The organism is Burkholderia sp. AU15512, from assembly GCF_002223325.1.
Classification (GTDB): domain Bacteria; phylum Pseudomonadota; class Gammaproteobacteria; order Burkholderiales; family Burkholderiaceae; genus Burkholderia.
Genome location: NZ_NKEX01000005.1, coordinates 177,983 through 204,045 on the forward strand (window position 1 = coordinate 177,983; position 26,063 = coordinate 204,045).

General features: G+C 68.1%; 23 protein-coding genes. 14 read left to right on the plus strand and 9 right to left on the minus strand.

Translation table 11 applies throughout. From position 1 onward, the window contains the following. Positions 1 to 121: 121 nt before the first annotated feature. Positions 122 to 673 (minus strand): hypothetical protein, encoded by a 552-nt coding sequence (locus CFB43_RS18325; RefSeq protein WP_039349620.1) that lies wholly within the window; start codon positions 671 to 673, stop codon positions 122 to 124. Between the two features lie 173 nt (positions 674 to 846). Then, entirely contained in the window at positions 847 to 1,668 is an 822-nt protein-coding gene (locus CFB43_RS18330) for an IclR family transcriptional regulator (RefSeq protein WP_089496022.1), read from the minus strand. A gap of 664 nt (positions 1,669 to 2,332) precedes the next feature. Between CFB43_RS18330 and CFB43_RS18340 the strand changes: the two genes are divergently transcribed. Then, on the plus strand, positions 2,333 to 3,181 hold the full coding sequence (locus CFB43_RS18340) for an ureidoglycolate lyase (RefSeq protein WP_089496023.1): 849 nt from the start codon (positions 2,333 to 2,335) through the stop codon (positions 3,179 to 3,181). A 109-nt stretch (positions 3,182 to 3,290) separates the two neighbouring features. Here CFB43_RS18340 and CFB43_RS18345 read toward each other — a convergent pair whose 3' ends face one another. Beyond that, complete coding sequence (locus CFB43_RS18345; protein ID WP_089496024.1) at positions 3,291 to 3,674, minus strand: VOC family protein; 384 nt, start codon at positions 3,672 to 3,674, stop codon at positions 3,291 to 3,293. Positions 3,675 to 3,950: 276 nt separating this feature from the next. Here CFB43_RS18345 and CFB43_RS18350 point away from each other — a divergent pair, with 276 nt between their 5' ends. Next, positions 3,951 to 4,571, plus strand: coding sequence for a CGNR zinc finger domain-containing protein (locus CFB43_RS18350; RefSeq protein ID WP_226207259.1), 621 nt, complete (start codon positions 3,951 to 3,953; stop codon positions 4,569 to 4,571). 35 nt (positions 4,572 to 4,606) lie between these two features. On the opposite strand, the gene prpR is transcribed toward CFB43_RS18350, so the two are convergent. Continuing rightward, a complete protein-coding gene (prpR, locus tag CFB43_RS18355) occupies positions 4,607 to 6,589 on the minus strand; it encodes a propionate catabolism operon regulatory protein PrpR (protein WP_089496026.1) in 1,983 nt (660 codons plus the stop codon). 170 nt (positions 6,590 to 6,759) lie between these two features. Here prpR and prpB point away from each other — a divergent pair, with 170 nt between their 5' ends. From prpB to CFB43_RS18390, 7 genes are all read left to right on the plus strand, one after another. Then, on the plus strand, positions 6,760 to 7,653 hold the full coding sequence (prpB, locus tag CFB43_RS18360; RefSeq protein WP_039349639.1) for a methylisocitrate lyase: 894 nt from the start codon (positions 6,760 to 6,762) through the stop codon (positions 7,651 to 7,653). Between the two features lie 263 nt (positions 7,654 to 7,916). Then, positions 7,917 to 9,089 (plus strand): bifunctional 2-methylcitrate synthase/citrate synthase, encoded by a 1,173-nt coding sequence (prpC, locus tag CFB43_RS18365; RefSeq protein WP_031400290.1) that lies wholly within the window; start codon positions 7,917 to 7,919, stop codon positions 9,087 to 9,089. A gap of 78 nt (positions 9,090 to 9,167) precedes the next feature. Then, the gene (acnD, locus tag CFB43_RS18370; RefSeq protein ID WP_089496027.1) at positions 9,168 to 11,762 is read left to right on the plus strand and encodes a Fe/S-dependent 2-methylisocitrate dehydratase AcnD; all 2,595 of its coding nucleotides are present in this window, start codon (positions 9,168 to 9,170) and stop codon (positions 11,760 to 11,762) included. A gap of 26 nt (positions 11,763 to 11,788) precedes the next feature. Next, positions 11,789 to 12,979 (plus strand): 2-methylaconitate cis-trans isomerase PrpF, encoded by a 1,191-nt coding sequence (prpF, locus tag CFB43_RS18375; protein ID WP_089496028.1) that lies wholly within the window; start codon positions 11,789 to 11,791, stop codon positions 12,977 to 12,979. Positions 12,980 to 13,163: 184 nt separating this feature from the next. Next, the gene (locus tag CFB43_RS18380) at positions 13,164 to 14,216 is read left to right on the plus strand and encodes a CaiB/BaiF CoA transferase family protein (protein ID WP_089496029.1); all 1,053 of its coding nucleotides are present in this window, start codon (positions 13,164 to 13,166) and stop codon (positions 14,214 to 14,216) included. A 140-nt stretch (positions 14,217 to 14,356) separates the two neighbouring features. After that, the gene (locus CFB43_RS18385; protein WP_089496030.1) at positions 14,357 to 14,605 is read left to right on the plus strand and encodes a type II toxin-antitoxin system Phd/YefM family antitoxin; all 249 of its coding nucleotides are present in this window, start codon (positions 14,357 to 14,359) and stop codon (positions 14,603 to 14,605) included. Between the two features lie 22 nt (positions 14,606 to 14,627). Next, the gene (locus tag CFB43_RS18390; protein WP_089496031.1) at positions 14,628 to 14,876 is read left to right on the plus strand and encodes a type II toxin-antitoxin system RelE family toxin; all 249 of its coding nucleotides are present in this window, start codon (positions 14,628 to 14,630) and stop codon (positions 14,874 to 14,876) included. A 116-nt stretch (positions 14,877 to 14,992) separates the two neighbouring features. On the opposite strand, the gene CFB43_RS18395 is transcribed toward CFB43_RS18390, so the two are convergent. Beyond that, on the minus strand, positions 14,993 to 15,436 hold the full coding sequence (locus CFB43_RS18395) for a PaaI family thioesterase (protein WP_011353771.1): 444 nt from the start codon (positions 15,434 to 15,436) through the stop codon (positions 14,993 to 14,995). 270 nt (positions 15,437 to 15,706) lie between these two features. Between CFB43_RS18395 and CFB43_RS18400 the strand changes: the two genes are divergently transcribed. Beyond that, on the plus strand, positions 15,707 to 17,326 hold the full coding sequence (locus CFB43_RS18400; RefSeq protein WP_089433469.1) for a methyl-accepting chemotaxis protein: 1,620 nt from the start codon (positions 15,707 to 15,709) through the stop codon (positions 17,324 to 17,326). On the opposite strand, the gene CFB43_RS18405 is transcribed toward CFB43_RS18400, so the two are convergent. Continuing rightward, positions 17,299 to 18,408, minus strand: a complete 1,110-nt coding sequence (locus CFB43_RS18405) for an AGE family epimerase/isomerase (RefSeq protein ID WP_089496032.1) — start codon at positions 18,406 to 18,408, stop codon at positions 17,299 to 17,301. The two genes, CFB43_RS18400 and CFB43_RS18405, sit on opposite strands and share 28 nt — an antisense overlap. A gap of 114 nt (positions 18,409 to 18,522) precedes the next feature. Between CFB43_RS18405 and CFB43_RS18410 the strand changes: the two genes are divergently transcribed. From CFB43_RS18410 to CFB43_RS18420, 4 genes are all read left to right on the plus strand, one after another. Then, on the plus strand, positions 18,523 to 19,221 hold the full coding sequence (locus tag CFB43_RS18410; protein WP_089496033.1) for an MgtC/SapB family protein: 699 nt from the start codon (positions 18,523 to 18,525) through the stop codon (positions 19,219 to 19,221). A 92-nt stretch (positions 19,222 to 19,313) separates the two neighbouring features. Beyond that, positions 19,314 to 20,741 carry a flagellar hook-length control protein FliK gene (locus CFB43_RS18415; protein ID WP_089496034.1) on the plus strand — a complete coding sequence of 476 codons (1,428 nt, stop codon included), beginning with the start codon at positions 19,314 to 19,316 and terminating at the stop codon, positions 20,739 to 20,741. A 175-nt stretch (positions 20,742 to 20,916) separates the two neighbouring features. Beyond that, positions 20,917 to 21,072, plus strand: a complete 156-nt coding sequence (locus tag CFB43_RS38425; protein WP_006481665.1) for a hypothetical protein — start codon at positions 20,917 to 20,919, stop codon at positions 21,070 to 21,072. 142 nt (positions 21,073 to 21,214) lie between these two features. Then, positions 21,215 to 21,694 carry a GNAT family N-acetyltransferase gene (locus tag CFB43_RS18420; protein ID WP_071333859.1) on the plus strand — a complete coding sequence of 160 codons (480 nt, stop codon included), beginning with the start codon at positions 21,215 to 21,217 and terminating at the stop codon, positions 21,692 to 21,694. Positions 21,695 to 22,121: 427 nt separating this feature from the next. Here CFB43_RS18420 and CFB43_RS18430 read toward each other — a convergent pair whose 3' ends face one another. From CFB43_RS18430 to CFB43_RS18440, 3 genes are all read right to left on the minus strand, one after another. Next, positions 22,122 to 25,211, minus strand: coding sequence for a heavy metal translocating P-type ATPase (locus CFB43_RS18430; RefSeq protein WP_089496036.1), 3,090 nt, complete (start codon positions 25,209 to 25,211; stop codon positions 22,122 to 22,124). 214 nt (positions 25,212 to 25,425) lie between these two features. Next, positions 25,426 to 25,749 (minus strand): type II toxin-antitoxin system HicB family antitoxin, encoded by a 324-nt coding sequence (locus CFB43_RS18435; RefSeq protein ID WP_060074480.1) that lies wholly within the window; start codon positions 25,747 to 25,749, stop codon positions 25,426 to 25,428. Continuing rightward, complete coding sequence (locus tag CFB43_RS18440; protein ID WP_206124945.1) at positions 25,746 to 26,024, minus strand: toxin HicA; 279 nt, start codon at positions 26,022 to 26,024, stop codon at positions 25,746 to 25,748. Before CFB43_RS18440 ends, CFB43_RS18435 begins: the two co-directional genes overlap by 4 nt. Positions 26,025 to 26,063: the final 39 nt, after the last annotated feature.

Consider the following 26,063-nt stretch of genomic DNA (forward strand, 5'->3'; position numbering starts at 1 on the left):
CGGGACGCAAAGGTGAGGCTTTTCGGGAGCGTGCGGATGCACGTCTCCCGCAAGCGCAACGCCGGCCTGGGCCGGCGTTACGCGGGGTGCGGGCACGCATGAACCGTGCCCGTGGCGACATTCAGGCAGCAAGTTTCGACGCTGCGTCGTTCACCTGATCGCGAGAAATCGCGAGTTCCTCGAGGTGCGGATCGGCATAGACGGCGCCGGTTTCGCGCTCGAGGCGGGCGATCGTCAGCGCACAGCGCGCGGTGTCCTTCGGCATTGCGATGAAGCGCTTGACCGATTCGCCGGACGTGAACGCTTCGAACAGCGCGCCGCGCACGTCGTCCGGAAGCGTCTTGGTCCACTGGTACGGCTTGCCGTTGAACGTGATCGACGGCGGCAGCGTGCGCTCCTTCTTGGTCGCCGTGATGAGCCCATAGGTGCGGGCCGCGTCGCCGATCTGTTCGGGCGAGAAGAGTTCGTCGGGCGTGATGTCGAACTGCTCGATGTAGCTCTCGATCGCCTGCATTGCAGCGGTACGATCGTCGCGCTTCTTCTGCGCGCGCGCGACGATATCGCGCAGCTCGTCCGCCTCTTCGGGCGTGATCGTGAAGCTTGCCTGCTTCTGCTGAAGTTCGGAGAAACGCTGGAATTCTTGATCGTTCAGAAGTTTGGCCATGACATCCATCGGACACGACGGCCGCGACAACCGGCCGCCGTAGTTTTTGAGAGGGCCGCTATTTTAGCGTAGCGCCGTGGGCGCACGATATGGCACCGTGCATCGCGCTCCGCAGAGGGGTTGCGCGCGACCGGGGGCAACGCGATAGCGCCGCCGCCGGTGCGCTCCGCCGCGCCTGCGCGTCAGCAGGTCTCGTCGCGGCACATCGACAGATGGGCGGCCGTCTCGCGCACCCCTTCGACGACCGTGTCGACGGACGGCGCCATGTGCGCATCGATCCGGCGCATGTACGGGCAGGTCAGCACCGCGATCGCATGGCCGGACGGCCCGAGGATCGGTGCGGTCAGGTCGGTCACGCCGTACGCCTGGCGGCTGTCCTCGCGCAGGTAGCCGTCCTGCCGGATGGACTGGCACGCATACGCGAGTTCCTGCTCGTTCAATGGCGCTTCGCCCTTGACCTTGCGGTGCTCGGCGAGCATGTGCGCGCGCTGCTCGGCACCCTGGAACGCCAGCATCACGCGCCCCGATGCCGTATCGACGAGCCCGACACGCGAGCCGAGCCGGACCGACACGCCCCACGGGCCGGGCCCGTCGACCTGCGCGATCACGAGCAGGTTGCCGCGATCGTAGACGGACAGGTGACACGATTGCTCGGAGGAATCCGCGAAACGCTGCATCGGCGGCAAGGCCTCGGCGATCAGCCGGCTCATCGGCGGATGGCGGTGCGCGAGCGAGAACAGCTTGAGGCTGAGCGTGTAGCGGTCGCCGCCGGTCGAGCGCATCACGTAGCGGCGCGCGACGAGGCGTTCGAGCATCCGGTAGATCTCGCTCGCGTTGCGGCCGAGTTCCTTCGTGATTTCGGTGCGGGTGAGGCCTTCTTTCTGCTCCGACAGGAGTTCGAGAATGTCGAGACCCTTGTCGAGCGCGGGTGCGCGATAGCGGTCGATTGCGCCCATCGATTCCCGTGCGTCGCAGCCGGGAAGCAGGTCGTTGGTTGTTTGCATTGTCGGTGTGAAGTTGGGGGATTACTTTCGATCGATTGGCGACGCACGCTGACCGATTCTGCAACACGCTTGTGTCGAGCCCGCGTGTGGCGACGAACGCCATCCGTTTGAGCTTAACAACAAACATTTAGTGTGCAATGCAGCGTCTTTTTACCGATCGTTACCGGATAAGAACGGATCGATTCCTGTTCGGGATGACAGGGAAGCCCCGAATACCCGGTATTCATGACAGGTGGCACCGGTTCAAGGTATCCGAAAGGAAATCGGGCGGTGGCGCTGCCCGCGATGCTGCGCCGCAGCGCCGGCGGGCGCACCAATAGTCGGTATCCGTCGCGCGTCATTTCACGGCGCGCGGCCGATGGTACAAAGGCTGGCGGGCCAGCGACGGTGCGGCCGCGTGTGAAGCCGGCCGGTACGGGCCGGACCATGTCGCGGGTGCCGGGCCGTCGTCGCCGATGCGCAGACCGGCGGCCGCCCGTTCGATGCGCGCCATACTTCCGTGCGGCGCCGCGATCGCTGCGCCCGCGCGACCCTCGCGCGTCGACGGCATGCCGGATGCGGCGTCGACGCGCGCAATCGACGATCGACAATCAGTCCGGCGCGCGGCCGCGAATGGCCGCGTCGGCCGGAATCCTGTCCCATTCGACAACAGAGGTTGACCACGATGAAACTGCTTCGCTATGGCCCGTCCGGCCAGGAAAAGCCCGGGATGCTCGACGCGGACGGCCGGATTCGCGACCTGTCCGCGCAGGTGCAGGATCTGTCCGGCGATGTGCTGTCCGACGCAGGTCTCGCGCGGCTGCGCGCGATCGATCCGGCCACGTTGCCGCTGGTGTCGGGCGAGCCGCGCATCGGCGCGTGCGTCGGGCAGGTCGGCAAGTTCATCGGCATCGGCCTGAACTACGCCGATCACGCGGCCGAAGCCGGCATGCCGGTGCCGAAGGAGCCGGTCGTGTTCGGCAAGTGGACGAGCTCGATCTGCGGCCCGAACGACGGCATCGATATCCCGAAGGGCTCGGTCAAGACCGACTGGGAAGTCGAGCTGGGCGTCGTGATCGGTGCGACCTGCAAGGACGTCGACGAAGCGCGCGCGCTCGATTACGTCGCGGGCTACTGCGTCGTCAACGACGTGTCCGAGCGCGAATGGCAGATCGAACGCGGTGGCCAGTGGGACAAGGGCAAGGGCTTCGACACGTTCGGCCCGATCGGTCCGTGGCTCGTCACGCGCGACGAGGTGCCCGATCCGCAGCGTCTCGACCTGTGGCTCGAAATCGACGGACACCGCTATCAGAACGGCAACACGCGTACGATGGTGTTCACCGTCGCGCAGCTGATCGCCTATCTGTCGCGCTGCATGACGCTGCAGCCGGGCGACGTGATCACGACCGGCACGCCGCCGGGCGTCGGCATGGGCATCAAGCCGTCGCCGGTATTCCTGAAGGCCGGCCAGACGGTGCGCCTCGGTGTCGAAGGACTCGGCGAGCAACTGCAGCACACGCGCGACGCGCGATAGCCACGCACCTGGCGATTCCGTCGAACGACCGCCGCCGGCAGTTCGATAGCAAGGGCCCGATTCCGCATGGTGCGGAATCGGGCCCTTGTCTTGGGTGACGCGAGCGCGATTACACGACGTTGTCGAGTTCGCAATGTGCTTCCAGCCGATATCCGTCGGGATCGACGACGAACGCCGCGTAGTAGCCCGGCCCGTAGTGGTCGCGCTTGCCCGGCCCGCCGTTGTCCTGACCGCCGTGCTCGAGTGCGGCGCGGTAGAACGCGTCGACTTCGACGGGCGAAGCGGCCTTGAACGACAGGTGCATCCCCGAGTCGGGATCAGGGGCGACAGGGCGAGGTGCATATTGCAGCCACAACTGCGGCTCGGTTGCGCCGTACCCGATGGATTCGTCGTCGGTATGCAGCCTTTTGTAGCCGAGCGCGCCGAGCGTGCTGTCGTAGAAGGCTCGGCTGCGGCCGACGTGTGCAACGCCGAACGAAAGGTGATCGATCATGTGTGGCTCCTTGGACTGAAGAGGGACGTCAGTACGGCAAGCCTGCTTATAACCACCATGCCAGCCGCTTGTAGCGGAGTGTGCCGAGTGTGCTGTCGTAGAACGCGCGGCTGCGGTTGTTGTGGATAACGCCGGACAAAAGACGATCGATCATCTGTGGCTCCTTGAACTGAGGCGGGTGTCAGTGCAGCAAACCTTTTATAACTACCATGCTGGTTATGTTAGGAAGCGCTCGCGGGCTTGTCAACCGGCATGGTGGTTAGATACGATCCGGGCATGAGCGATACGCAACCTTCCGTCACGATGGACTGCCTGATTCCGGCGCCGCCCGAAACCCTGAGCATCGATTTCGCGAACACGCTGTACTGGCGCGGCAGCGATCCGCCGACGGAAACCTTCGGCACGATGGACGACCTGCTGGCGTGGTGTCGCGACCAGGCAGGCGTGCCGGCCGGCCTTACGCAAGCGTGTCGCGCGCACGGCGAAGAAGAAGGGGAGCCGGCGATGCTCGCGCACGCGCTCGCGTTGCGCGAGGCGCTGTATCGGCTCTTTCTTGCGCAGGCCGAACAGCGCGAGCCGCAGGTGGACGATCTCGCACTGCTCGGCGGCTTCCTGGCGGAAGCGGCGCCGCGTGTCGCGCTGGCACGCGTCGATGGCGGTTATGCGTGGCGGATCGGGGAAGGGGGTGCGACGCTGGCCGGGCTGCTGAGCCCGGTATTGTGGTCGGCGATCGACCTGCTCGGCGGCGCGCGGCTCGCAAAGGTCAAGCGTTGCGCGAACGATGCCTGCCAGTGGCTGTTCATCGACGACAGCAAGAACGGCAGCCGCCGCTGGTGCTCGATGTCGTCGTGCGGCAATCGCGCGAAGGCATACCGCCACTATCACAAGGCCGACTGACGGTCGGCCCGGTCATTGCGCGGCAGCCGCCATATTCATTTCACCGACAACTTCCTCCACAGCGTCGTCTTGCTGATGCCGAGCATCGCGCACGCGCGGTCGCGGTCGCCGCCGCATGCGTCGAGCACCGCGCGGATCTCGTCGGCTTCCGCGCGACGGCGGCGCGCGTGCAGTGTCTGCGCGTCGTCGCTGTCGGCCGCGTCGGGTGGTGCCGCGAACAGCTCGGGTGCGATCGCCTGCAGCGCGTCGGGATCGAGCGCGCCGCACGCGGCGGCCGGATCGCTTTCATCGGCTGCCTCGGCCAGCTCCACCGCGATCCGCTCGATCACGTTCTGCAGTTCGCGCACGTTGCCGGGCCACCGGTAGCGTGCGAGCGCAGCCTGCGTTACGCCGAGCACGCGCGCGGCATCGTCGGAGTCGCGCAGGCGTGCGGCGAGGCGCGGCTCGCGTCGTGCGGCCTGCACGAGCAGCGTGGCCGCGAGTGCGGGGATGTCGGCGGCGCGCTCGCGCAGCGGCGGCAGGCCGACATTCAGGATGTTGAGCCGGTAATAGAGATCCGCGCGGAACGTGCCGGCCTCGACGGCCACGAGCAGCGGACGGTGCGTCGCGGCGATCACGCGCACGTCGATGCGGATCGGCTCGGTCGAGCCGAGGCGGATCACCTCGCGCTCCTGCAGCACGCGCAGCAGCCGGCTCTGCAGCGACGGCGGCATCTCGCCGATCTCGTCGAGAAACAGCGTGCCGCGGTGGGCGGCTTCGAACAGGCCGGTCTTGCCGCCGCGCCGCGCACCGGTGAACGCGCCTTCCTCATAGCCGAACAGCTCGCTCTCGAGCAGCGCCTCCGGAAACGCGCCGCAATTGACCGCGACGAACGGGTAGCTGCGCCGCGCGGACAGCGCGTGCAGGCTTTGCGCGATCATTTCCTTGCCGGTGCCGCTTTCGCCGAGCACGAGCACGGTCGCATCGGATTTCGCGTAGCGGCGCACGAGCTCGCGCACACGCGCCATCGGTACGGATGCACCCACCACGTCGTCGAGCGCGTAGCGCGCGGCGAATTGCTGCGTGGTGGGCTGCGAGCGCAATGCGCGGTCGAGCCGTTCGACCGCGCGCGATTCCTGGAACGTCAGCACGCTGCCCGACGTGACGCCGCGATCGACGAGCGGCCCGCGATGCACGACGTAGCGTACGCCGCGCACGGTCGCGAGCGCGTCGCCGTCCTCGCCGCGCAGCGTGCGCAGCTCGGGCCGCAGGTCGACCAGCGCGCGGCCGACGGCCGCCGCGGGTTCGACCCCGAGCGCCGACGCAAGCCGTTCGTTGATCGCTTCCACGCGGCCGTGTGCGTCGAGCGCGACCACGCCGTCGCGCAGGTGCTGGAGCAGGTTGTCGAGCCGCTGGCGGCGGAACGCCTCGGCATGCGTCGCATACGCGACTTCGAGCGCCGTCTCGACGGCCTTGCGCACCGACGCGTGCGAATACAGGAACACCGCGCCCATGCCGGCGCTGGCCGCGAGGTCGGTGACGAGGCCGGGGCCGACGATCGTCTCGATGCCGCGGTCGTGCAGGTCGTGCACGCAGGCTTCCGCTTCCTGCGCGGACTGATATGACGCAAACTGCACGTCGAGGCCGTATGCGGCGACGAAGCGGCGCACTTCGGGCGGCGTTTCCCCGGCGCTGACGAGCGCGATCCGCGACGCGTCGCGCCGGGCGCGCGCGAGCGCCTGCATCACGTCGAAACCGGTCGGCGACACGACCACCACCGGCACCTGCGCACGCGTCTTCAGGAAGCCGCCGTTCGAGCCGGCCGCGACGATCACGTCGGGCCGCGCGGTGCCGGCCTCGGCGATCGCGCTGAGCGCATCCTCATAGGCGCGCGTCACGATGCGCACGTCGGCGCGTTCGTCGAATTCGCCGGCGATCTCGCGAAACAGGTCGCGCAGGCGGCTGATGCCCATCGCCCAGATGCGCGGGCGCGCCGCGCGATCGGCCGGGCCGACGGGCTTGGTCGAGGAGAGGTCCATGGCGGTCGATTATGCGCGCGCGATTTCATTTTTGAAACATGAAATTGCTAAATTGAAATCGCCGGGCACGTCGACGCCCGTGCCGGATGCTTAAGAATCAGTGGGTTAGCGACGTTGCGCGAGCTGGCCCGGTCCTTGCTGTTGATGGTCGTTCCTTCAGGAGGCCGTTCATGAGCAATACGCATCTTCAGAGCGCCGGCGCGAAATTCCGCGCGGCAGTCGCGGCGGAGCAGCCGCTGCAGGTGGTCGGCGCGATCACCGCCTACGCAGCCAAGATGGCGCAGGCCGTCGGCTTCAAGGCCGTGTACCTGTCGGGTGGCGGCGTCGCCGCGAACTCGCTCGGGATCCCCGACCTCGGCATCAGCACGATGGAAGACGTGCTGATCGACGCGAACCGGATCACCAACGCGACCGACCTGCCGCTGCTGGTCGACATCGATACCGGCTGGGGCGGTGCGTTCAACATCGCGCGCACCGTGCGCTCGTTCATCAAGGCCGGCGTCGCGGCCGTGCACCTGGAAGACCAGGTCGGCCAGAAGCGTTGCGGCCACCGTCCGGGCAAGGAAGTCGTGCCGATCGAGGAAATGGTCGATCGCGTCAAGGCAGCGGTCGATGCGCGCACCGACGACCAGTTCGTGATCATGGCACGCACCGACGCCGCCGCCGCCGAAGGGATCGACTCGGCGATCGAGCGCGCGGTGGCCTACGTCGAAGCCGGCGCGGACATGATTTTCCCGGAAGCGATGAAGACGCTCGACGACTACCGCCGCTTCAAGGCCGCCGTGAAGGTGCCGATCCTCGCGAACCTGACCGAATTCGGCTCGACGCCGCTGTTCACGGTCGACGAGCTGCGCGAGGCGAACGTCGATATCGCGCTGTACTGCTGCGGCGCGTATCGCGCGATGAACAAGGCCGCGCTGAACTTCTACGAGACGGTGCGCCGCGACGGTACGCAGAAGGAAGCCGTGCAGACGATGCAGACGCGTGCCGAGCTGTACGACTTCCTCGGTTATCACGAATACGAGCGCAAGCTCGACGAGCTGTTCGCGCAGGGCAAGAAGTAACGCACCCGCGCGCCGGGACACGATTCCGGACCGCGAAGCATGGGGCCGCACTAGGCGCTGAAGCGCCAAGTCCGGCCGACCGCGAAGCATGGGGCCGCACTAGGCGCTAAAGCGCCAAGTCCGGCCGACCGCGAAGCATGGGGCCGCACTAGGCGCTAAAGCGCCAAGTCCGGCCGACCGCGAAGCATGGGGCCGCACTAGGCGCTAAAGCGCCAAGTCCGGCCGACAGCCCATACCCCAGATACACATTGGAGAGCAGAAACATGAGCGAGACGAAAGACGCAGCAGCACCGGCCGCCGCAGGCGCATTCAAGCCGAAGAAGTCGGTGGCGCTGTCGGGCGTGACGGCCGGCAACACGGCGCTGTGCACGGTCGGCAAGACCGGCAACGACCTGCACTATCGCGGCTACGACATTCTCGACGTCGCCGAGTCGTGCGAATTCGAGGAAATCGCCCACCTGCTCGTGCACGGCACGCTGCCGAACCTGACCGAACTGGCCGCGTACAAGACGAAGCTGCGCGCGCTGCGCGGCCTGCCGAACGCGCTGAAGGCGGCGCTCGAGCAGATCCCGGCGTCCGCGCACCCGATGGACGTGATGCGCACGGGCGTGTCGGTGCTCGGCACCGTGCTGCCGGAGAAGGACGACCACAACCTGCCGGGCGCGCGCGACATCGCCGACCGCCTGATGGCATCGCTCGGCTCGATGCTGCTGTACTGGTATCACTTCTCGCACAATGGCAAGCGCATCGAGACGGAAACCGACGACGATTCGATCGGCGGCCACTTTCTGCACCTGCTGCACGGCAAGACGCCGTCGAAGTCGTGGGTCGAGGCGATGCATACGTCGCTGATCCTGTACGCGGAGCACGAATTCAACGCGTCGACGTTCACCGGCCGCGTAATCGCGGGCACGGGCTCGGACATCTATTCGGCGATCACCGGCGCGATCGGCGCGCTGCGCGGGCCGAAGCATGGCGGCGCGAACGAAGTCGCGTACGAGATCCAGAGCCGCTACAGCTCGCCGGACGATGCCGAAGCCGACATCCGCCGCCGCGTCGAGAACAAGGAAGTCGTGATCGGTTTCGGCCACCCGGTCTACACGATCTCCGATCCGCGCAACAAGGTGATCAAGGGCGTCGCGCACAAGCTGTCGAAGGAAGCGGGCGACCTGAAGCTGTACAACATCGCCGAGCGCCTCGAATCGGTGATGTGGGAAGCGAAGAAGATGTTCCCGAACCTCGACTGGTTCAGCGCGGTGTCGTATCACATGATGGGCGTGCCGACCGCGATGTTCACGCCGCTGTTCGTGATCTCGCGCACGTCCGGCTGGAGCGCGCACATCATCGAGCAGCGCATCGACAACAAGATCATCCGCCCGAGCGCGAACTACACCGGTCCGGAAGACCTGCAGTTCGTGCCGATCGAAAAGCGCTGACATGCCCACCGCGCACACCGGCCGCCCGCGTGACGGGGGCCGGCGTGCGCCGGACGCCATACCCGAGTTCCCCACACCATGAATACCGCCAACCGCAACCCCCTGCCCGGCACGTCGCTGGACTATTTCGACGCGCGTGCCGCGGTCGAAGCGATCGCGCCCGGCGCCTACGACACGCTGCCGTACACGTCGCGCGTGCTCGCCGAAAACCTCGTGCGCCGCTGCGATCCGGCGATCCTTGCCGATTCGCTGAAGCAGATCATCGAGCGCAAGCGCGAACGTGATTTCCCGTGGTTCCCGGCGCGCGTCGTGTGCCACGACATCCTCGGGCAGACGGCGCTCGTCGATCTCGCCGGCCTGCGCGACGCGATCGCCGACGGCGGCGGCGACCCGGCCAAGGTGAACCCGGTCGTGCCCGTGCAGCTGATCGTCGATCACTCGCTCGCGGTCGAATGCGGCGGCTTCGATCCGGACGCGTTCGCGAAGAACCGCGCGATCGAGGATCGCCGCAACGAGGATCGCTTCCACTTCATCGAGTGGACCAAGAAGGCGTTCGAGAACGTCGACGTGATCCCGCCGGGCAACGGCATCATGCACCAGATCAACCTCGAGAAGATGTCGCCGGTGATCCAGGCGCAAGACGGCGTCGCGTATCCGGACACCTGCGTCGGCACCGACAGCCACACGCCGCACGTCGACGCGCTCGGCGTGATCGCGATCGGCGTCGGCGGCCTCGAAGCCGAGAACGTGATGCTCGGCCGCGCTTCGTGGATGCGCCTGCCCGACATCGTCGGCGTCGAGCTGACCGGCAAGCGCCAGCCCGGCATCACCGCGACCGACGTCGTGCTCGCGCTGACCGAATTCCTGCGCAAGGAAAAGGTGGTCGGCGCGTACCTGGAATTCCGCGGTGAAGGCGCGGCGAGCCTCACGCTCGGCGATCGCGCAACGATCTCGAACATGGCGCCCGAATATGGCGCGACGGCCGCGATGTTCTTCATCGACGGCCAGACGACCGACTACCTGCGCCTCACCGGCCGCAGCGACGAGCAGGTGAAGCTCGTCGAGACCTACGCGAAGGCGGCCGGCCTGTGGGCCGATACGCTCGCCAACGCGCAATACGAGCGCACGCTGACGTTCGACCTGTCGAGCGTCGTGCGCAACATGGCCGGCCCGTCGAACCCGCACAAGCGGCTGCCGACGTCCGATCTCGCCGCGCGCGGGATCGCCGGCCAGTGGGAAGAGAAGGCGGGCGAGATGCCCGACGGCGCGGTGATCATCGCCGCGATCACGAGCTGCACGAACACCAGCAACCCGCGCAACGTGATCGCGGCGGCCTTGCTCGCCCGCAACGCGAATGCGCGCGGCCTCACGCGCAAGCCGTGGGTGAAGAGCTCGCTCGCGCCCGGCTCGAAGGCGGTCGAGCTGTACCTGGAAGAAGCGAACCTGCTGCCCGAACTCGAGAAGCTCGGCTTCGGCATCGTCGCGTTCGCATGCACGACCTGCAACGGGATGTCGGGCGCGCTCGACCCGAAGATCCAGCAGGAGATCGTCGATCGCGACCTGTACGCGACGGCCGTGCTGTCCGGCAACCGCAACTTCGACGGCCGCATCCACCCGTATGCGAAGCAGGCGTTCCTCGCGTCGCCGCCGCTGGTGGTCGCGTATGCGATCGCCGGCACGATCCGCTTCGACATCGAGAAGGACGTGCTCGGCCACGACCAGAACGGCCAGCCTGTCACGCTGAAGGACATCTGGCCGACCGACGAGGAGATCGATGCGATCGTCGCGTCGAGCGTGAAGCCCGAGCAGTTCCGCAAGGTCTACGAACCGATGTTCGCGCGTAGCGCCGATGCGGGCGAGCGTGCGGCACCGCTGTACGACTGGCGTGCGCAGAGCACGTACATCCGCCGTCCGCCGTACTGGGAAGGCGCACTGGCCGGCGAGCGCACGCTGCAGGGGATGCGCCCGCTCGCGGTGCTCGGCGACAACATCACGACCGACCACCTGTCGCCGTCGAACGCGATCCTGCTGGACAGCGCGGCCGGCGAATACCTCGCGAAGATGGGCCTGCCGGAAGAAGACTTCAACTCGTACGCGACGCACCGGGGCGATCACCTGACCGCGCAGCGCGCGACCTTCGCGAACCCGACGCTGGTCAACGAGATGGCGATCGTCGACGGCGCGGTGAAGAAGGGCTCGCTCGCGCGCGTCGAGCCGGACGGCAAGGTCATGCGGATGTGGGAGGCGATCGAGACGTACATGAATCGCAAGCAGCCGCTGATCGTGATCGCCGGCGCCGACTACGGCCAGGGCTCGTCGCGCGACTGGGCGGCGAAGGGCGTGCGGCTCGCGGGCGTCGAGGCGATCGCCGCCGAAGGCTTCGAGCGGATCCACCGCACGAACCTGATCGGGATGGGCGTGCTGCCGCTCGAGTTCAAGCCGGGCACGAACCGGACGACGCTCGGCATCGACGGCACCGAGACCTTCGACGTGATCGGCGAGCGCACGCCGCGCGCCGACCTGACGCTCGTGATTCGTCGCAAGAACGGCGAGCGCGTCGAGGTGCCGATGACGTGCCGGCTCGATACGGCCGAGGAAGTGTCGATCTACGAGGCGGGCGGCGTGCTGCAGCGCTTCGCGCAGGACTTCCTCGAATCGTCGCAGGCGGCTTGATCGCGTCACACAGGGATAACGCACACATGGCTCACACTCCTCAAATCAGGATTCCCGCGACCTACATGCGCGGCGGCACCAGCAAGGGCGTGTTCTTCCGGCTGCAGGACCTGCCGGACGCCGCGCAGGCGCCGGGCGCCGCGCGCGACGCGCTGCTGCTGCGCGTGATCGGCAGCCCCGATCCGTACGGCAAGCAGATCGACGGGATGGGCGGCGCGACGTCGTCCACCAGCAAGACGGTGATCGTGTCGAAGAGCGCGCGGCCCGGCCACGACGTCGACTACCTGTTCGGTCAGGTGTCGATCGACAAGGCGTTCGTCGACTGGACCGGCAACTGCGGCAACCTGTCGGCGGCGGTCGGCCCGTTCGCGATCGGCGGCGGGCTCGTCGATCCTTCGCGCGTGCCGCGCGACGGCGTCGCGACCGTGCGGATCTGGCAGGCGAACATCGGCAAGACGATCGTCGCGCATGTGCCGGTGACGAATGGCGCGGTGCAGGAGACGGGCGATTTCGAGCTGGACGGCGTCACGTTCCCGGCGGCCGAAGTGCAGCTCGAGTTCATGGACCCGGCCGCCGAGGAAGAAGGGGCGGGCGGGTCGATGTTCCCGACCGGCAACCTGATCGACGATCTCGCGGTGCCGGGCGTCGGCACGCTGAAGGCGACGATGATCAACGCGGGCATTCCGACGATCTTCGTCGAGGCGGAAGCGATCGGCTATACGGGCACCGAGCTGCAGGACGCGATCAACGGCGATGCGAAGGCGCTCGAGAAGTTCGAGACGATTCGCGCGCACGGCGCGCTGCGCATGGGCCTGATCGACACGCTCGATGAAATCGCGACGCGGCAGCACACGCCGAAGATCGCGTTCGTCGCGAAGCCGGCCGACTACGTCGCCTCGAGCGGCAAGCGCGTGAACGCGGGTGACGTCGACCTGCTGGTGCGCGCGATGTCGATGGGCAAGCTGCACCACGCGATGATGGGCACGGCGGCGGTCGCGATCGGCACGGCCGCGGCGATCCCCGGCACGCTCGTCAACCTGGCGGCGGGCGGCGGCGAACGCAACGCGGTGCGCTTCGGGCATCCGTCGGGCACGCTGCGCGTCGGCGCGGAAGCGCAGCTCGAGAACGGCGAGTGGACCGTCACCAAGGCGATCATGAGCCGCAGTGCGCGCGTGCTGATGGAAGGCTGGGTGAGGGTGCCGGGCGACGCGTTCTGAGCGTGGCCGGTTCCCGGCAAGGCAGCCGGAATGCGCGCGGCTCACCCCGATCCCTGCGAAGCGGCCCCCGCGACGCAGGGATTTTTTCATTTGACGCGTTGACGCCCGCGTGACGGGGGCGATCCGATGCGAGGCGTATGGCATCGGAGACCGTCGCGATACGCGACACAGACAGGAGAATCGCATGCCGCTCGATGCGCCGCTTTCCGGCATCCATATCGTCGAATTCGAAGGTCTCGGCCCCGGCCCGCTCGCGGGCTGGATGCTCGCCGGGATGGGCGCGCGGATCACGCTGATCGCGCGCCCGTCCGGCCGTACGAGCGCGCCGGACGCGTTGCAGGCCCGCGACGGCGACCTGCTGCGCGAAGGCAAGACGATCGTCGAACTCGACCTGAAGTCGCCGGCCGGGCGCGACGCCGCGCTCGACCTGATCGCGCAGGCCGATGCGCTGATCGAGGGGCTGCGGCCCGGCGTGATGGAGCGGCTCGGCCTCGGGCCCGACGATTGCGCGCGCCGCCATCCGACGCTCGTGTACGGGCGGATGACCGGCTGGGGCCAGCACGGCCCGCTCGCGGCCGCGGCCGGACACGATCTGAACTACGTCGCGCTGACGGGGCTGCTGTCGCTGTCCGCGCCGCGCGACGGCCGGCCGGGGTTGCCGCCGACCGTCGTCGGCGATGCGGGCGGCGCGCTCGGGCTCGCGTTCGGAATCGTCTGCGCGTTGCTCGACGTGCGCGGCGGTGGCCCCGGGCGCGTGGTCGACGGCGCGATCGTCGACATCGTGTCGATGCTCGGCTCGCTCGCGCTGTGGGCGCGCGCGAACGGGCAGCTCGACGGCGCGCAGCCGAGCCTCTTTCACGATGCGCCGTTCTACGACGTGTATCGCTGCGCGGATGGCGAATGCGTGACGATCGGCGCGCTCGAGCCGCCGTTCTATGCGCTGCTGGTCGAACGGCTCGGGCTGACCGACGTCGATCCGGCGTCGCAGTACGACCGTGCGCGCTGGCCCGCGCTGAAGGTGCGTTTCGCCGACGTGTTCGCGCAGCAGCCTTCCGCGCACTGGCGCGCGCTGCTCGAAGGCACCGATGCGTGTTTTGCGCCGGTGCTGAGCGTGGCCGATGCGGCCGCGCATCCGCACAACGCGGCGCGCGGGATCTATCGGACGGATGAGAACGGCAACGTGCGGGCGCGCGTGGCGCCGCGGTTTCTGCCGCTGGCGGGGGAGGGGGCGGAGTAGACGCGCCGGCATATCGAGGTCGTTGAGCCGGTCGCGATATGCGCTTCACTTCAAGGCTTCGGGAGTGGCTGGCGCCAGTTATGGTGCTAAATTTGGTACCGGATTAGATGCAACGCCATTCTGTAGAAGAGGGAGCCGACATGCCTCAACCCATCCTGGCCAAATTTACCGCGAGCGTTTCCGAGCTGAAGCGGAACCCGATAGGCACGGTCGCGGCGGGAAAGGGTTTCCCGGTCGCGATCCTGAGTCGCAACGAGCCCGCGTTCTATTGCATCCCGGCGAAGACGTGGGAGGCGATGGTCGAATGTCTGGAGGATATTGAAGACAACACACTGGTCGACGAGCGCGCCAATGGGAAAGTCGTCAACGTCAGGCTGAACGACCTTTGAACTTCAATTATTCGAACCTGCGCTGAAGGAGCTGACGAAGCTCGATCGCACCGTTCGCGACCAGTTCAAATCCCGGCTCGCAGAGCGGCTCGAGAATCCTCGAATACCGTCCGCAAAGCTGCAGGGTCATCCGGACCGCTACAAGATCAAGCTGCGCAGCATCGGTTATCGGCTCGTGTACGAAGTGCGCGATTCGGAAGTGCTCGTACTGGTCGTGGCGGTCGGTCGACGCGAGCGCGATGCGGTCGATCTTGCCGCGATGAAGCGTTAGATCCCGATGCGCCGCATGGGGAGCGGCCAGCTTGTCCGCATGTCTGACCGCTCGGCTCGACTACGCGCTCATCGTCTTCTGGAAGGACGGGCGATCCATCAAGTGCGGAGAACCGCTCACGCCGTTTCCTCCGGCGCATCCGGCATCTTGCCGTCGCCGACGCGGTTGATCGTGCCCTGCGCGATCGCGACGAGCCGCTCGTGGTCGCCGTCGATGACGAACACATGACACTGGCAGGTCGCTTGGTGCCGCCCCGCGTAGACGAGCTTCGCGCGGGCGACGAGCGTGCCGTTCACGGCCGGCCGCAGGTAATTGATCTTGTATTCGGCGGTGATCACGCGCGGGCCGAGCACGAGCGCGCCGGCAAACGTCAGCGCGTTGTCCGCGAGGTAGCTGATGACGCCGCCGTGCACGAAACCGTGCTGCTGCCGCAGTTCCTCACGCACGGGCAGGCACAGCGACACTTCGTTGTCGCCGATATGCATCAGCTCCGTGCCCAGCAGCATGCTGAACGGTTGCGCGCGCAATGCGCCGCGCGCGTGGTCCGTGATGTCGGTCATCGACTTTCCTCGAAATGAGTGCCCGCTTGCGCTGAACTCTAGGAAGGGGGATGCCGATAAGCAAGGAAATTCGTCCGCCTTTCGCGCAATTTCCAGCGTGATGCGACGCGATTATTGCGTCGAATGCCGTAGATTTCCCTGTTTGCGGGGGATTCCGCTGGAATGCGCGGACAACGTGAATTTCGTTGCCGTCCGCACCTAAAGTCCGACGAAGAAATGCCGCTAATGCCGGGGCATTGCCTCATCGTCCGCTTTCCAGGAATCTCCCCCATGTTCGGAAAAATCAAGCTCGCGTCGGGTCTGCTCGGCGTGTTGACCGTGTTTTGCGTCTTCCTGTTCGCGATCGAGGCGCTCGGCTTCTGGGCGCTCAAGTCGACGCGCAGCGGCGTCGACGATTTGTCGAACGTTGCGATCACGCAGGTCGAGGCGGCCAGCCAGGCGACCCAGCAGCTGCTCGACGCGCGCATCAACCTGTCACGCGCCGGCACGCGGATGGTGCGCGGCGGCCCGAAGCCGGAAGACATCATCCGCCATGCCGGCGCGTCGCTCGCGGAAGCGGACAAGGCGTTCGCCGCGCTGACGGCCGCGCAGCCGGTCGACGATGCCAACCGCGCGCGCGTCGCGGCGCTCACCGAGCGCTATCGCGCGCTGCGCGGCGCGCTCGGCGAACTCGTGCAGTTCCTCGACGCCGACAACATCCAGGCCTTCCTCGACCAGCCGACGCAGAGCATCCAGGACGCCTATATCGCCGAGTTGCGCCGCTTCACCGACTATGGCGGCGCATCGAGCCGCACGGCGCTCGACACGATCGACGGCGGCATGCTCTGGTTCAAATCGGTCGGCATCGTGCTGCTGGTGGCGATGCTCGTGGCGAGCGCGGCGATCTACGCGGCCGCGCGGCGCGCGGTCGTCGCGCCGCTGGAAGAAGCCGGCCGCCATTTCGAGCGGATCGCGCAGGGCCGGCTCGATGAGGTCGTGCGGGCAGGCGGCGTGTTCGAGATCGACCGGATGCTGCGCGGCCTCGCCACGATGCAGACGAGCATCGCGGGCACCGTGCGCACGGTGCGCCAGGCGTCCGACGCGATCCACCTCGGCGCGGGCGAGATCGCGGGCGGCAATGCCGACCTGTCGGCGCGCACCGGCACGCAGGCCGCGTCGCTCGAGGAAACGGCCGCGAGCATGGAGGAGCTGACGGCGACCGTCCGGCAGAACACCGACAGCGCGCGTGCGGCGAGCGCGCTGGCCGACGCGGCGCTCGAGGCGACGAGCCACGGCGGCGGCGTGGTCGACAGCGTGATCGACCGGATGCGCGGTATCGCGCAGAGCTCGGGGCGGATCGCGGAGATCATCTCCGTGATCGACGGCATCGCGTTCCAGACCAACATCCTTGCGCTGAACGCGGCCGTGGAAGCCGCCCGTGCAGGCGAACAGGGGCGCGGCTTCGCGGTCGTCGCGGGTGAGGTGCGCTCGCTCGCGCAGCGCAGCGCGCAATCGGCGAAGGAGATCAAGGCGCTGATCGAGGATTCGGTCGCGCAGATCAACGGCGGCGCGGAGCTCGTCGAGCGCGCCGGCGATGCGATGCGGACGGTGTCGGCGTCGATCACGCGCGTCGTGCAGACGATGTCCGAGATCACGGCGGCGTCGGTCGAGCAGAGTGTCGGGATCGAGCAGGTAAACCAGGCCGTCACGCAGATGGATCAGCTCACGCAGCAGAACGCGGCGCTGGTGGAGGAGGTCGCAGCGGCGGCCGCGTCGCTGAACGACCAGACCGCGCACCTGATGCAGGCGGTGTCGGTGTTCGAACTGGGCGACGGCCGCGCCGCACGCGGCGAGCGCGCGGCGCCGTCGTTCGACGACGCGGGTTACGCGCCGGCCGGCAGCGCCGCGTAGGCGGTCTCGAGGTGGTAGGGCGTCGTCGACGGCATGTCGGCGCGCGCCACCTGCCCGTCCGCCGTCTTGCACTCGAACCAGCCGCGCGGATGCAGGAAGCGCGCGGCGAAGCGTTCGATCTGCCGCGCGAGCGGCGCGGAGGCCGGCGTGCCGCCGTGCGTCGCGAGCGCGCGCAGGTACTCGGTCTGCGCCCAGATCCGCTGCGTGCCGTCGATGCACGCGCCTTGCGCGTCGAGCGCCGCGCAGACGCCGCCCGTCTGCGGATCGACGCCGTATTGCTCCGCGAACACGAATGCGCGCGCCAGCGCGCCGGGGAGCCCGGTCTGCGCGAGCCGCGCGCCGGCCGCATCGACCAGATAGAACCACTCGAACTGATGGCCGGGCTCGAACCGGTTGTCGGCCGCGCCGAGCGGCAGCTCGGCCACGCAGCCGGTTGCCGCATCGACGAACGTGCGCTCGACGGCCTGCGCGGTGCGCGCGAGCGCGTCGTCGAACGCCGCGTCGCCGAATGCGGCCGCCGCCGCGAGCCACGCTTCGGTCAGGTGCATCAGCGGATTCTGCAGCGCCCCGCTGCCGGATGACGAGAAATCGGCGTGGCGCGCCGCGTCGAGCAGCGCGTCGCCGCGGTGCGGCGCGAAGCGGTCCTGAATCAGCGCGGCGGTCTCTTCGGCTGCCTGGCGTGCGGCGGCGTCGCCCGACACCGCATACCACGCGGCGCACGCGAATACGATGAAGGCGTGCGTGTAGAGATCCTTGGTCGTGTCGAGCGGGGCGCCCTGCGCGTCCACGCTGTAGTGCCAGCCGCCGTGGCGCGGGTCGCGAAAGTGGCGACCCAGCGCGTCGAACAGCGTGGCCGCGTGCGCGATGTCGCCGGCCTCCGCGAACACGAACAGTTGCCGGGCGCAGGCCATTGCGCGATAACGGGTCACGGGCAGCGGCGCGTGGGTGGCCGGATCGACGGCTTCGAACGGCAACTGCAATGTCTGGTCGAACCCTGAACCCCGCCAGATCGGCAAGACGACATGCGCGAAATGGTGGCGCAGCTGGGCGGCCTGGGCGGAAGCGGAGTCGGAAACGGACATGACGGGGTTGAGCGCTGGGTTCGAAACGTGTCGGCGCGGCCCGGAGGATCGGCGCGACCGGGGCCAAGGATAAAACATTCCGCACGGCCGGCACCAAAAAAGGAGATAAATCGCATGCTGAGCAACCTGGAACTCGTGATGCGGCTCGTCCTCGCGGCGGCGCTGGGCAGCGTCATCGGCTTCGAGCGCGAGCGTCTGTCGTGGGCGGCCGGCCTGCGTACGCACATGCTCGTCTGTGTCGGTTCGACGCTGATCATGATCGTGTCGGCGTTCGGGTTCGCCGACGTACTCGGCAGCAGCGAGCACATCGTGCTCGACCCGTCGCGGATCGCCGCGCAGGTCGTATCGGGCATCGGCTTCCTGGGCGCGGGCTCGATCCTGCTGCGCGGCGAGATCGTGCGCGGGCTGACGACGGCCGCGAGCCTGTGGTCGGTCGCCGCGATCGGCCTCGCGGTGGGCGGCGGGCTCTACGTCGCGTCGATTTCGGCGACGATCATCATCCTGATCATCCTGGCCGGCATCAAGCCGCTGGAGCGGCGCTACTTCACGGTGCGCCAGCGGCGCCAGCTCGCGCTGACGGTCGTGAGCGGCACGCTGAACTTCGATTCGCTGCACGCGGCGCTTGGCCCGGACAGTGCGCGCGTGAAGCAGTTCATCGTGCAGCGCGCCGACGACACGGGCGAGCATGACGAGGTGCGCATCGCGCTTGCGCGGGTGTCGGCACTCGAATACCAGGCGATCTGCGACAAGCTGCGCGCGCTGAAGGGCGTCACGCGTTTCGAAGAGGGCAATGGGTTGTCGGGCGACGAATAGGCGGAATCGGCGATGGGGCATGCGACAATGGCCGACCACCGATTCCGTTCGACATCCGGTTCCGCGCTTGCGGGCCCCGCCATCCGATTTCCATGACCGAATCCGTTTCCTCGCCTCGCTCCCGTTCCCGTTCCAATCGTTCGTCGGCCCGTTCGCGCCCGCGCTCGGCTGCTGCCGCGGGCAGTACGTCAGCAAGGGCGACGGTGCGGTCCGGCAGTGCGCCGGCCGGCGACGCGTCGCGCGACGAACGGACGCTCGACCTGTTCGGCGATCCGGTGCTCGAGCCGGGTGAGCGTGTGCCGGCTACGGCGCGTGACGAAGCGGGCGCGCAAGCCGAGGCTGCGGTCGATGTCGCGGACGATGTGGCGTCCGGGCGGCAGGCTGCGCTGGACGGGTTCAGTGCGCCGGATGGGGTGGCCGCAGCAGGACATGTGGAAGCAGCGGAAGGTGCGGTGACGCCTGGAGACGCGACGGTGGCGCATGGCGTTTCGTCGCCTGAAGGTGGTGGTGACGCAAACGTCGACGTCGTACCGGCTTCTGGCGCGGCTGGGATGAAGGCGGTCGATATTCCCCTGGCCGATGGCGTCGCATCGAAGGCCGCCGATGGGCCTGCGAGCGATGGCGCCGCAACGGTGGTGACCAAGTTGCAAGCAACCGATGGTGCTGCGGCGAAGGCGACCGGGTCTCAAGCGGCTGATGGTGAAGTTGAGAAGGCTGTTGTTGCTGCTGCCGCCGTTAAATCCCGCGAAGGGCGGTCCTCCGGTGGTGCCGTGAAGGAACGCCGTGCGTCGTCGGGCGGCAAACGCCGGGCGGCTGCCGGTGCAAGCGACGCGACAACGGAGCAATCCGCGCCGGTCGTGACGAGCGTTGGCACGGTGCCGGAAGCGACCGCGGTGAGCGCGGCGCCGGACGCGGTGTCGACGGTCGAGCCCCAGACGTCGGTGCAGCCGGCCAAGCCGGTGATTGCCGCGAACACGGCGAACACGGCGAACACGGCCAACACGGCCAACACGGCCAACGCCGCGAAGGCCCATGACGCCGCGCCGCGGGTCGACGCCACCGTATCCCCCGTTACGCAGCCGCTGGCTTCCGCTGCCTCCTTTGTCACGAAGCCGTCGGCGGAGCGCACGCAACCGGCCGCGATGGCCTTCGATCCGGATACGCACCTGCGCCCGCTGACCGACCGGCTGGCCGTACTGCAGGCCGATGTGGATGGCCTGACGCGCACGGCCGATCGCGAGATGCGCCGCGTCAACCGCCTGCTGCTGGCGTTGGCCGTCGTCGTGCTGGCGGGGCTCGTCGCACTGGTGATGCAGACTCGGCAGATCGCGCACCTGAAGCAGGACGTCGCCACGAAGCAGCAGCGGATCGATCGACTAGCAGCTGATCTGTCGACGCAGCAGGCAACGCTGATGACGCTCGAAGAGCATCACGAAGCGCTTCTGTCGCAAGTCGACCGGCTTCAGCGCAACGCGAACCGCGAAGCGGCCGTCGCGAAGCGCGCTCGCCGCACGCGTTAATTGTTTCGACCCTATCCTGGAAGCCCGACGGAGCAAGGATCGCCGTGATGTATCGGCGATCCGCCGTCGCGCGCATGCGGCAAACTGATGCGGTGCGCTGGCAGAGTTCAGGGAAAACCCTTAGAATGGAGTCCATCTAAGGGAAAACCCTAGCCACATCTGTCAGGAGTCTCACATGAGCTTCATCCTCGCCCTGCTGCAAAAGATCGACGACCTTTTCGTGTCCCCGCACCTGCCGCTCGACGCCGAATACTCGTACGCTGCGCGTCGTGCCGAAGCCGAGCGCGTGCGCCGTGCACACCTCGTGCCGATCGTCCTGTACCGTCGCTGATTCGCTGATTCGCTGATTCGCTGATTCGCTGTCAGCGCGGCGCCTGCCGCACCTGCCTGTCCGCTTTCCGCCGCTGCCATCGCGCGCTGGCGCGACCGTCCCGCTACACTGGAAGTCCGATTCCGTTCACGGTGACCGGGCCATGCTGCAGATGCGGCCGATGACGGCCAGCGAATTCCACGCTTACCGCACGCGAGCCATCGACGGCTACGCGAGCGATCTCGTTTCATCCGGGCAGAATGCTGTCGAAGACGCGGCCAGCCGGGCGCGCGCCTGTTTCGACACGCTGCTGCCGGACGGCCTGCGTACCTCCGGCCAGACCCTCGTCGTGCTCATCGACGGCGCCAGCGGCGACGCGGTGGGCGACCTCTGGTACGCGATCGTGCCTGAAGGGCCGAACCGCACGCTGTTCATCTACGACCTCGACATCGCCCCGTCCCGGCGCCGCCAGGGCTGGGCCACGCGTACGCTCGAGGCGCTCGATGCCGAGGCACGCCGGTACGGCGTCACCGAGATCGGGCTGTCGGTGTTCAATCACAACGCGGCAGCCCGCGCGCTGTATCGTGCGTGCGGCTTCGCGCCGATCACGACGACCTTGATCAAGCCAGTCATTTCGGACTGAAGCCACCGGCCGGCGCCGCGTCGTCGTGTGCTGGCGGTTCGCCCCGCCGCGATCGGCCAATGCCGGCCGACCTCACGATCCTTACTGTTCGCCAAGCGCCAAGCGCCAAGCGCCAAGCGCCAAGCGCCAAGCGCCAAGCGCCAAGCGCCAAGCGCCAAGCGCCAAGCGCCAAGCGCCAAGCGCCAAGCGCCGAACGGCCATCCGGCCGTTCGGCACACGTCACCGGCACACGTCACCGGCACACGTCACCGGCACACGTCACCGGCACACGTCACCGGCACACGTCACCGGCACACGTCACCGGCACACGTCACCGGCACACGTCACCGGCACACATCACCGGCACACGTCACCGGCACACGTCACCGGCACACGTCACCGGCACACGTCACCGGCACACGTCACCAGCGCACGCCACCGCCACACATCACCGCGCGCGCCCCTTCCATCTCCGCAACAGCAACGCGTTGGTCACGACGCTGACGCTCGAGAACGCCATCGCCGCGCCCGCGATCACCGGGTTCAGCCAGCCGAGCGCCGCGAGCGGCACGCCGACCAGGTTGTAGACGAACGCCCAGAACAGGTTCTGCTGGATCTTCCGGTACGTGCGTCGGGAGATGTCGATCGCGTCGGCGACGAGCGCCGGGTCGCCGCGCATCAGTGTGATGCCGGCCGTGTGCATCGCGACGTCCGTGCCGGTCGCCATCGCGATGCCGACATCGGCCGCGGCGAGCGCCGGCGCATCGTTGATCCCGTCGCCGACCATCGCGACGATCCCGCCGTGCGTGCGCTTCAGCTCGGCGACGACGCGCGCCTTGTCGTCGGGCAGCACCTGCGCATGCACCTCGGCGATCCCGAGCGACGCCGCGACGGCGGCCGCGCTGCCGCGGTTGTCGCCCGTCACGAGTACGCTCGCGACGCCGCGCGCCGACAGCGCCGCGATCGCGTCGCGGGCGCCCGGCTTCACGGTGTCGCCGAAAGCGATCAGCGCGAGCAACGCGCGCGGCGCGTCGGCGCGCATCAGCCACGAGATCGTGTTGCCCGCGCGCTCGAGCTCCGCCGCGCGTGCGTCGAGCGCGGGCGGCACCGCGATGCCGAGCTCGTCGCGCCAGCGCGTGCTGCCGAGCGCGAGCAACTGCCCGCCGACGCGCGCTTCCACGCCGCGTCCGGCCACCGCACGCGCATCGGCGGCGACGGGCGACGGTCCCGCACCGCCGCGTGCGGCCAGGTCGGCATCGTGCGCGGCGACCACGGCGCGCGCGAGCGGATGGTCGCTCTGGCGCTGCACCGCCGCCGCGAGCGCGAGCGCGTCGTCATGCGGCACGTCGACCGCTTCGAACGCGGTCACGGACGGCTTGCCTTCGGTCAGCGTACCGGTCTTGTCGAACGCGATCACGGTCGTGCGCTGCGCGAGTTCGAGCGCCTGCGCATCCTTGATCAGCACGCCGTGCCGGGCCGCGACGCCCGTGCCGGCCATGATCGCGGCGGGCGTCGCGAGGCCGAGCGCGCACGGGCACGCGATGACCAGCACCGCGACCGCGTTGAGGATCGCGGTTTCCGTGCCGGCGCCCGCGATCAGCCAGCCGACCAGCGTCAGCAACGCGATGCCGAGGATCGCCGGCACGAACACCTCGCTCACGCGATCGACGAGCCGCTGGATCGGCGCCTTCTCGGCCTGCGCGGATTCGACGAGGCGGATGATGCGTGCGAGCGTCGTCTCCGCGCCGATCGCGGTGGTTTCGACGACGAGCGCGCCTTCGCCGTTGATCGAGCCGGCCGTGACGGGGTCGCCGTCGTCCTTCGGCACGGGCAGGCTTTCACCGGTGATCAGCGATTCGTCGATGTGCGAGCGGCCCGACACGATCCGGCCGTCGACCGGCACGCGCTCGCCGGGACGGATGCTGACGCGGGTGCCGACGCGGACCTGCGCCAGCGGCACGTCGCGCTCGACGCCGTGCTCGACGACGCGCGCGCGGTCGGGACGCAGCGCGTTCAGCGCGCGAATCGCGTCGGTGGTCTGGCGCTTCGCGCGCGACTCGAGCCACTTGCCGAAGCGCACCAGCGTGACGATGACGGCCGACGCCTCGAAATACAGGTGGCCGGGATGCAGGGGGGCGCGCAGCAGCATCCACAGGCTCAGCCCGTACGCGGCCGACGTGCCGAGCGCGACGAGCAGGTCCATGTTGCCGGTGCGGGCCTTCACCGCATGCCAGGCCGCGCGATAGAAGCGCGCGCCGTAGCCGAACTGGACGATCGACGCGAGCATGAGCTGGAGCCAGCCGGGCAGCATCAGGTCGATGCCGAACGGCGCGACGAGCATCGGTGCGACAAGGGGCGCGCTCAGCACGGCGGACCAGACCACGAGATCGCGTTCGCGAATCGCTTCGAGGTGCTTGCGGGCGTCCGGGTCTTGCGCGGGGCTGCCCGGTTGCGCGTCAGCCCCGGTGGTGGCACCGGCTGATGATGCGGCGGAGAGCGACGCGCGGTAGCCGGCTGTGGTGACGGCCGCGATCAGCGTCGCGGCGTCGAGCGCGCCGGCGCCGTGCACCGACGCACGCTCGGTCGCGAGGTTGACGGAAGCGCGTGCGACGCCCGGCACGGCGGCCAACGCCTTTTCGACGCGGCCGGCGCAGGATGCGCAGGTCATCCCGCCGATGTCGAGTTCGAGATCGGCGGGGGCGATGGAGGCTGCCGGCGGGATCGCGGCGCCGGCCACCGGTGTCGCGCCATAGCCGGCTTGTTTCACGGCTTCGGCGAGTTGTACGGCGGTCACATCGGGCGCGGCGTCGATGGTGGCCCGTTCGGTCGCGAGATTGACCGACGCGCGCGTGACGCCCGGCACCTTCGCCAGCGCCTTTTCGACGCGCGACACGCAGGACGCGCACGTCATCCCGTCGACCTCGAGTTCGATGCTGGCGGGCGCGGCAGGCGACGAAGGCGCGAACGCGGCGACGCCGGCCTCCGTTACCGTCGGCGTCGCGCCGTAGCCGGCCTGCTTCACGGTGTCCACCAGTTGCACGGCGGAAACGTTCGCCGCGGCATCGACGGTGGCGCGCTCGGTCGCGAGGTTGACCGACGCGCGCGTGACGCCCGGCACCTTCGCCAGCGCCTTTTCGACGCGCGACACGCACGATGCGCAGGTCATCCCGTCGATATCGAGTTCGATGGTGGTGCTGTCGGCCGGAAGCAGGTGGCGGGTCGTGGAAGCGGCTGCGGCCATCGGCGCGGGCGATGCTTCGACAGGATGGGCATGCGGCGTCGCGGCGTCTTCGAGCAGCGGGTCGCGCACGGCGGCGCGGTAGCCGGCTGCGTCGACCGCCTCGACGAGTTGCGCGGCTTCGACCGTATCGTGCGCAGTCACCGTCGCCGTGTGCGTGTCGAGGTCAACCGCCGCCTCGACGACGCCCGACACCGCGGCCAGCGCCCGTTGCACGCGGCCCGTACAGCCGCCGCAATGCATGCCGTCGATGCTCAGCTCGATCGTATGCAACGCTGCGGAGGCAAGTGGTTCAGTCATGTCGGATTCCCTGAATGCGCGGCTCATGCCGCCAATGATCCCAGTATCAACATTCCCACGATGGTAAGGTCAAGCGGTGGATGATGCATGCGATGCAAGGCGGGTGGATCGGCTCAAGGCCATCCCTGATCACAGGGTGCCACGACCCGGAAAAAGCGAACGCCCGGCTTCCACGAGGAAGGCCGGGCGTCACGTGCTGCACGCAATCGAACGGTTACGCGCAGAGCTTGGCGCTGGCGAGACGGTTCAGGCTGACGCCCTGTTCGGCGGCCTGGATCACCAGCGCACGGTGAGCTTGCGGCGGGATGCGGACCTTGAATTCACCGCTATAGGTGCGGTCGGCGATCGGTTCGGGCACCTTTTCGCCGTTCGCGGTCATGTCGCGCACGACATCGGCAACGAGCCGGCGGATGCCGGCGAGCGCGCCTTCTGGCGTCGCGTCGAGCCACGAAAGAGATGGGAACTCCGCGCACAGGCCGACGTGCTCCCCGTCCTCCGGGGACCACGTTACGCGGTACGTAAAGTGGTCTTGAGTCATGATTTCTGTTCCTTCAGTCGGTCGATCGCGTCGAGAACCTGCCGCACCTGATAGGCCTTGGCTTTCCCGCGATCGTTCTGGATATTCACTCGAGGATCGCCTTGCCACGGTGTCTTGAAAATGGCGTGGCTCGAACCGGATTGGCGGGCCTGGCCGAAGTGTGCCTCGCAGACCTTGAACAGATCGCCGAATCGCACATTCGCGGGCTCGCGCCTCATTTGTTCGAGGATCTTCCAATCGCTTGCCATGCTGAATGGTGTCAATAGTGACACCATCTGTCAATCCAGATGGCAACTCAATCGCTACTGAGACCG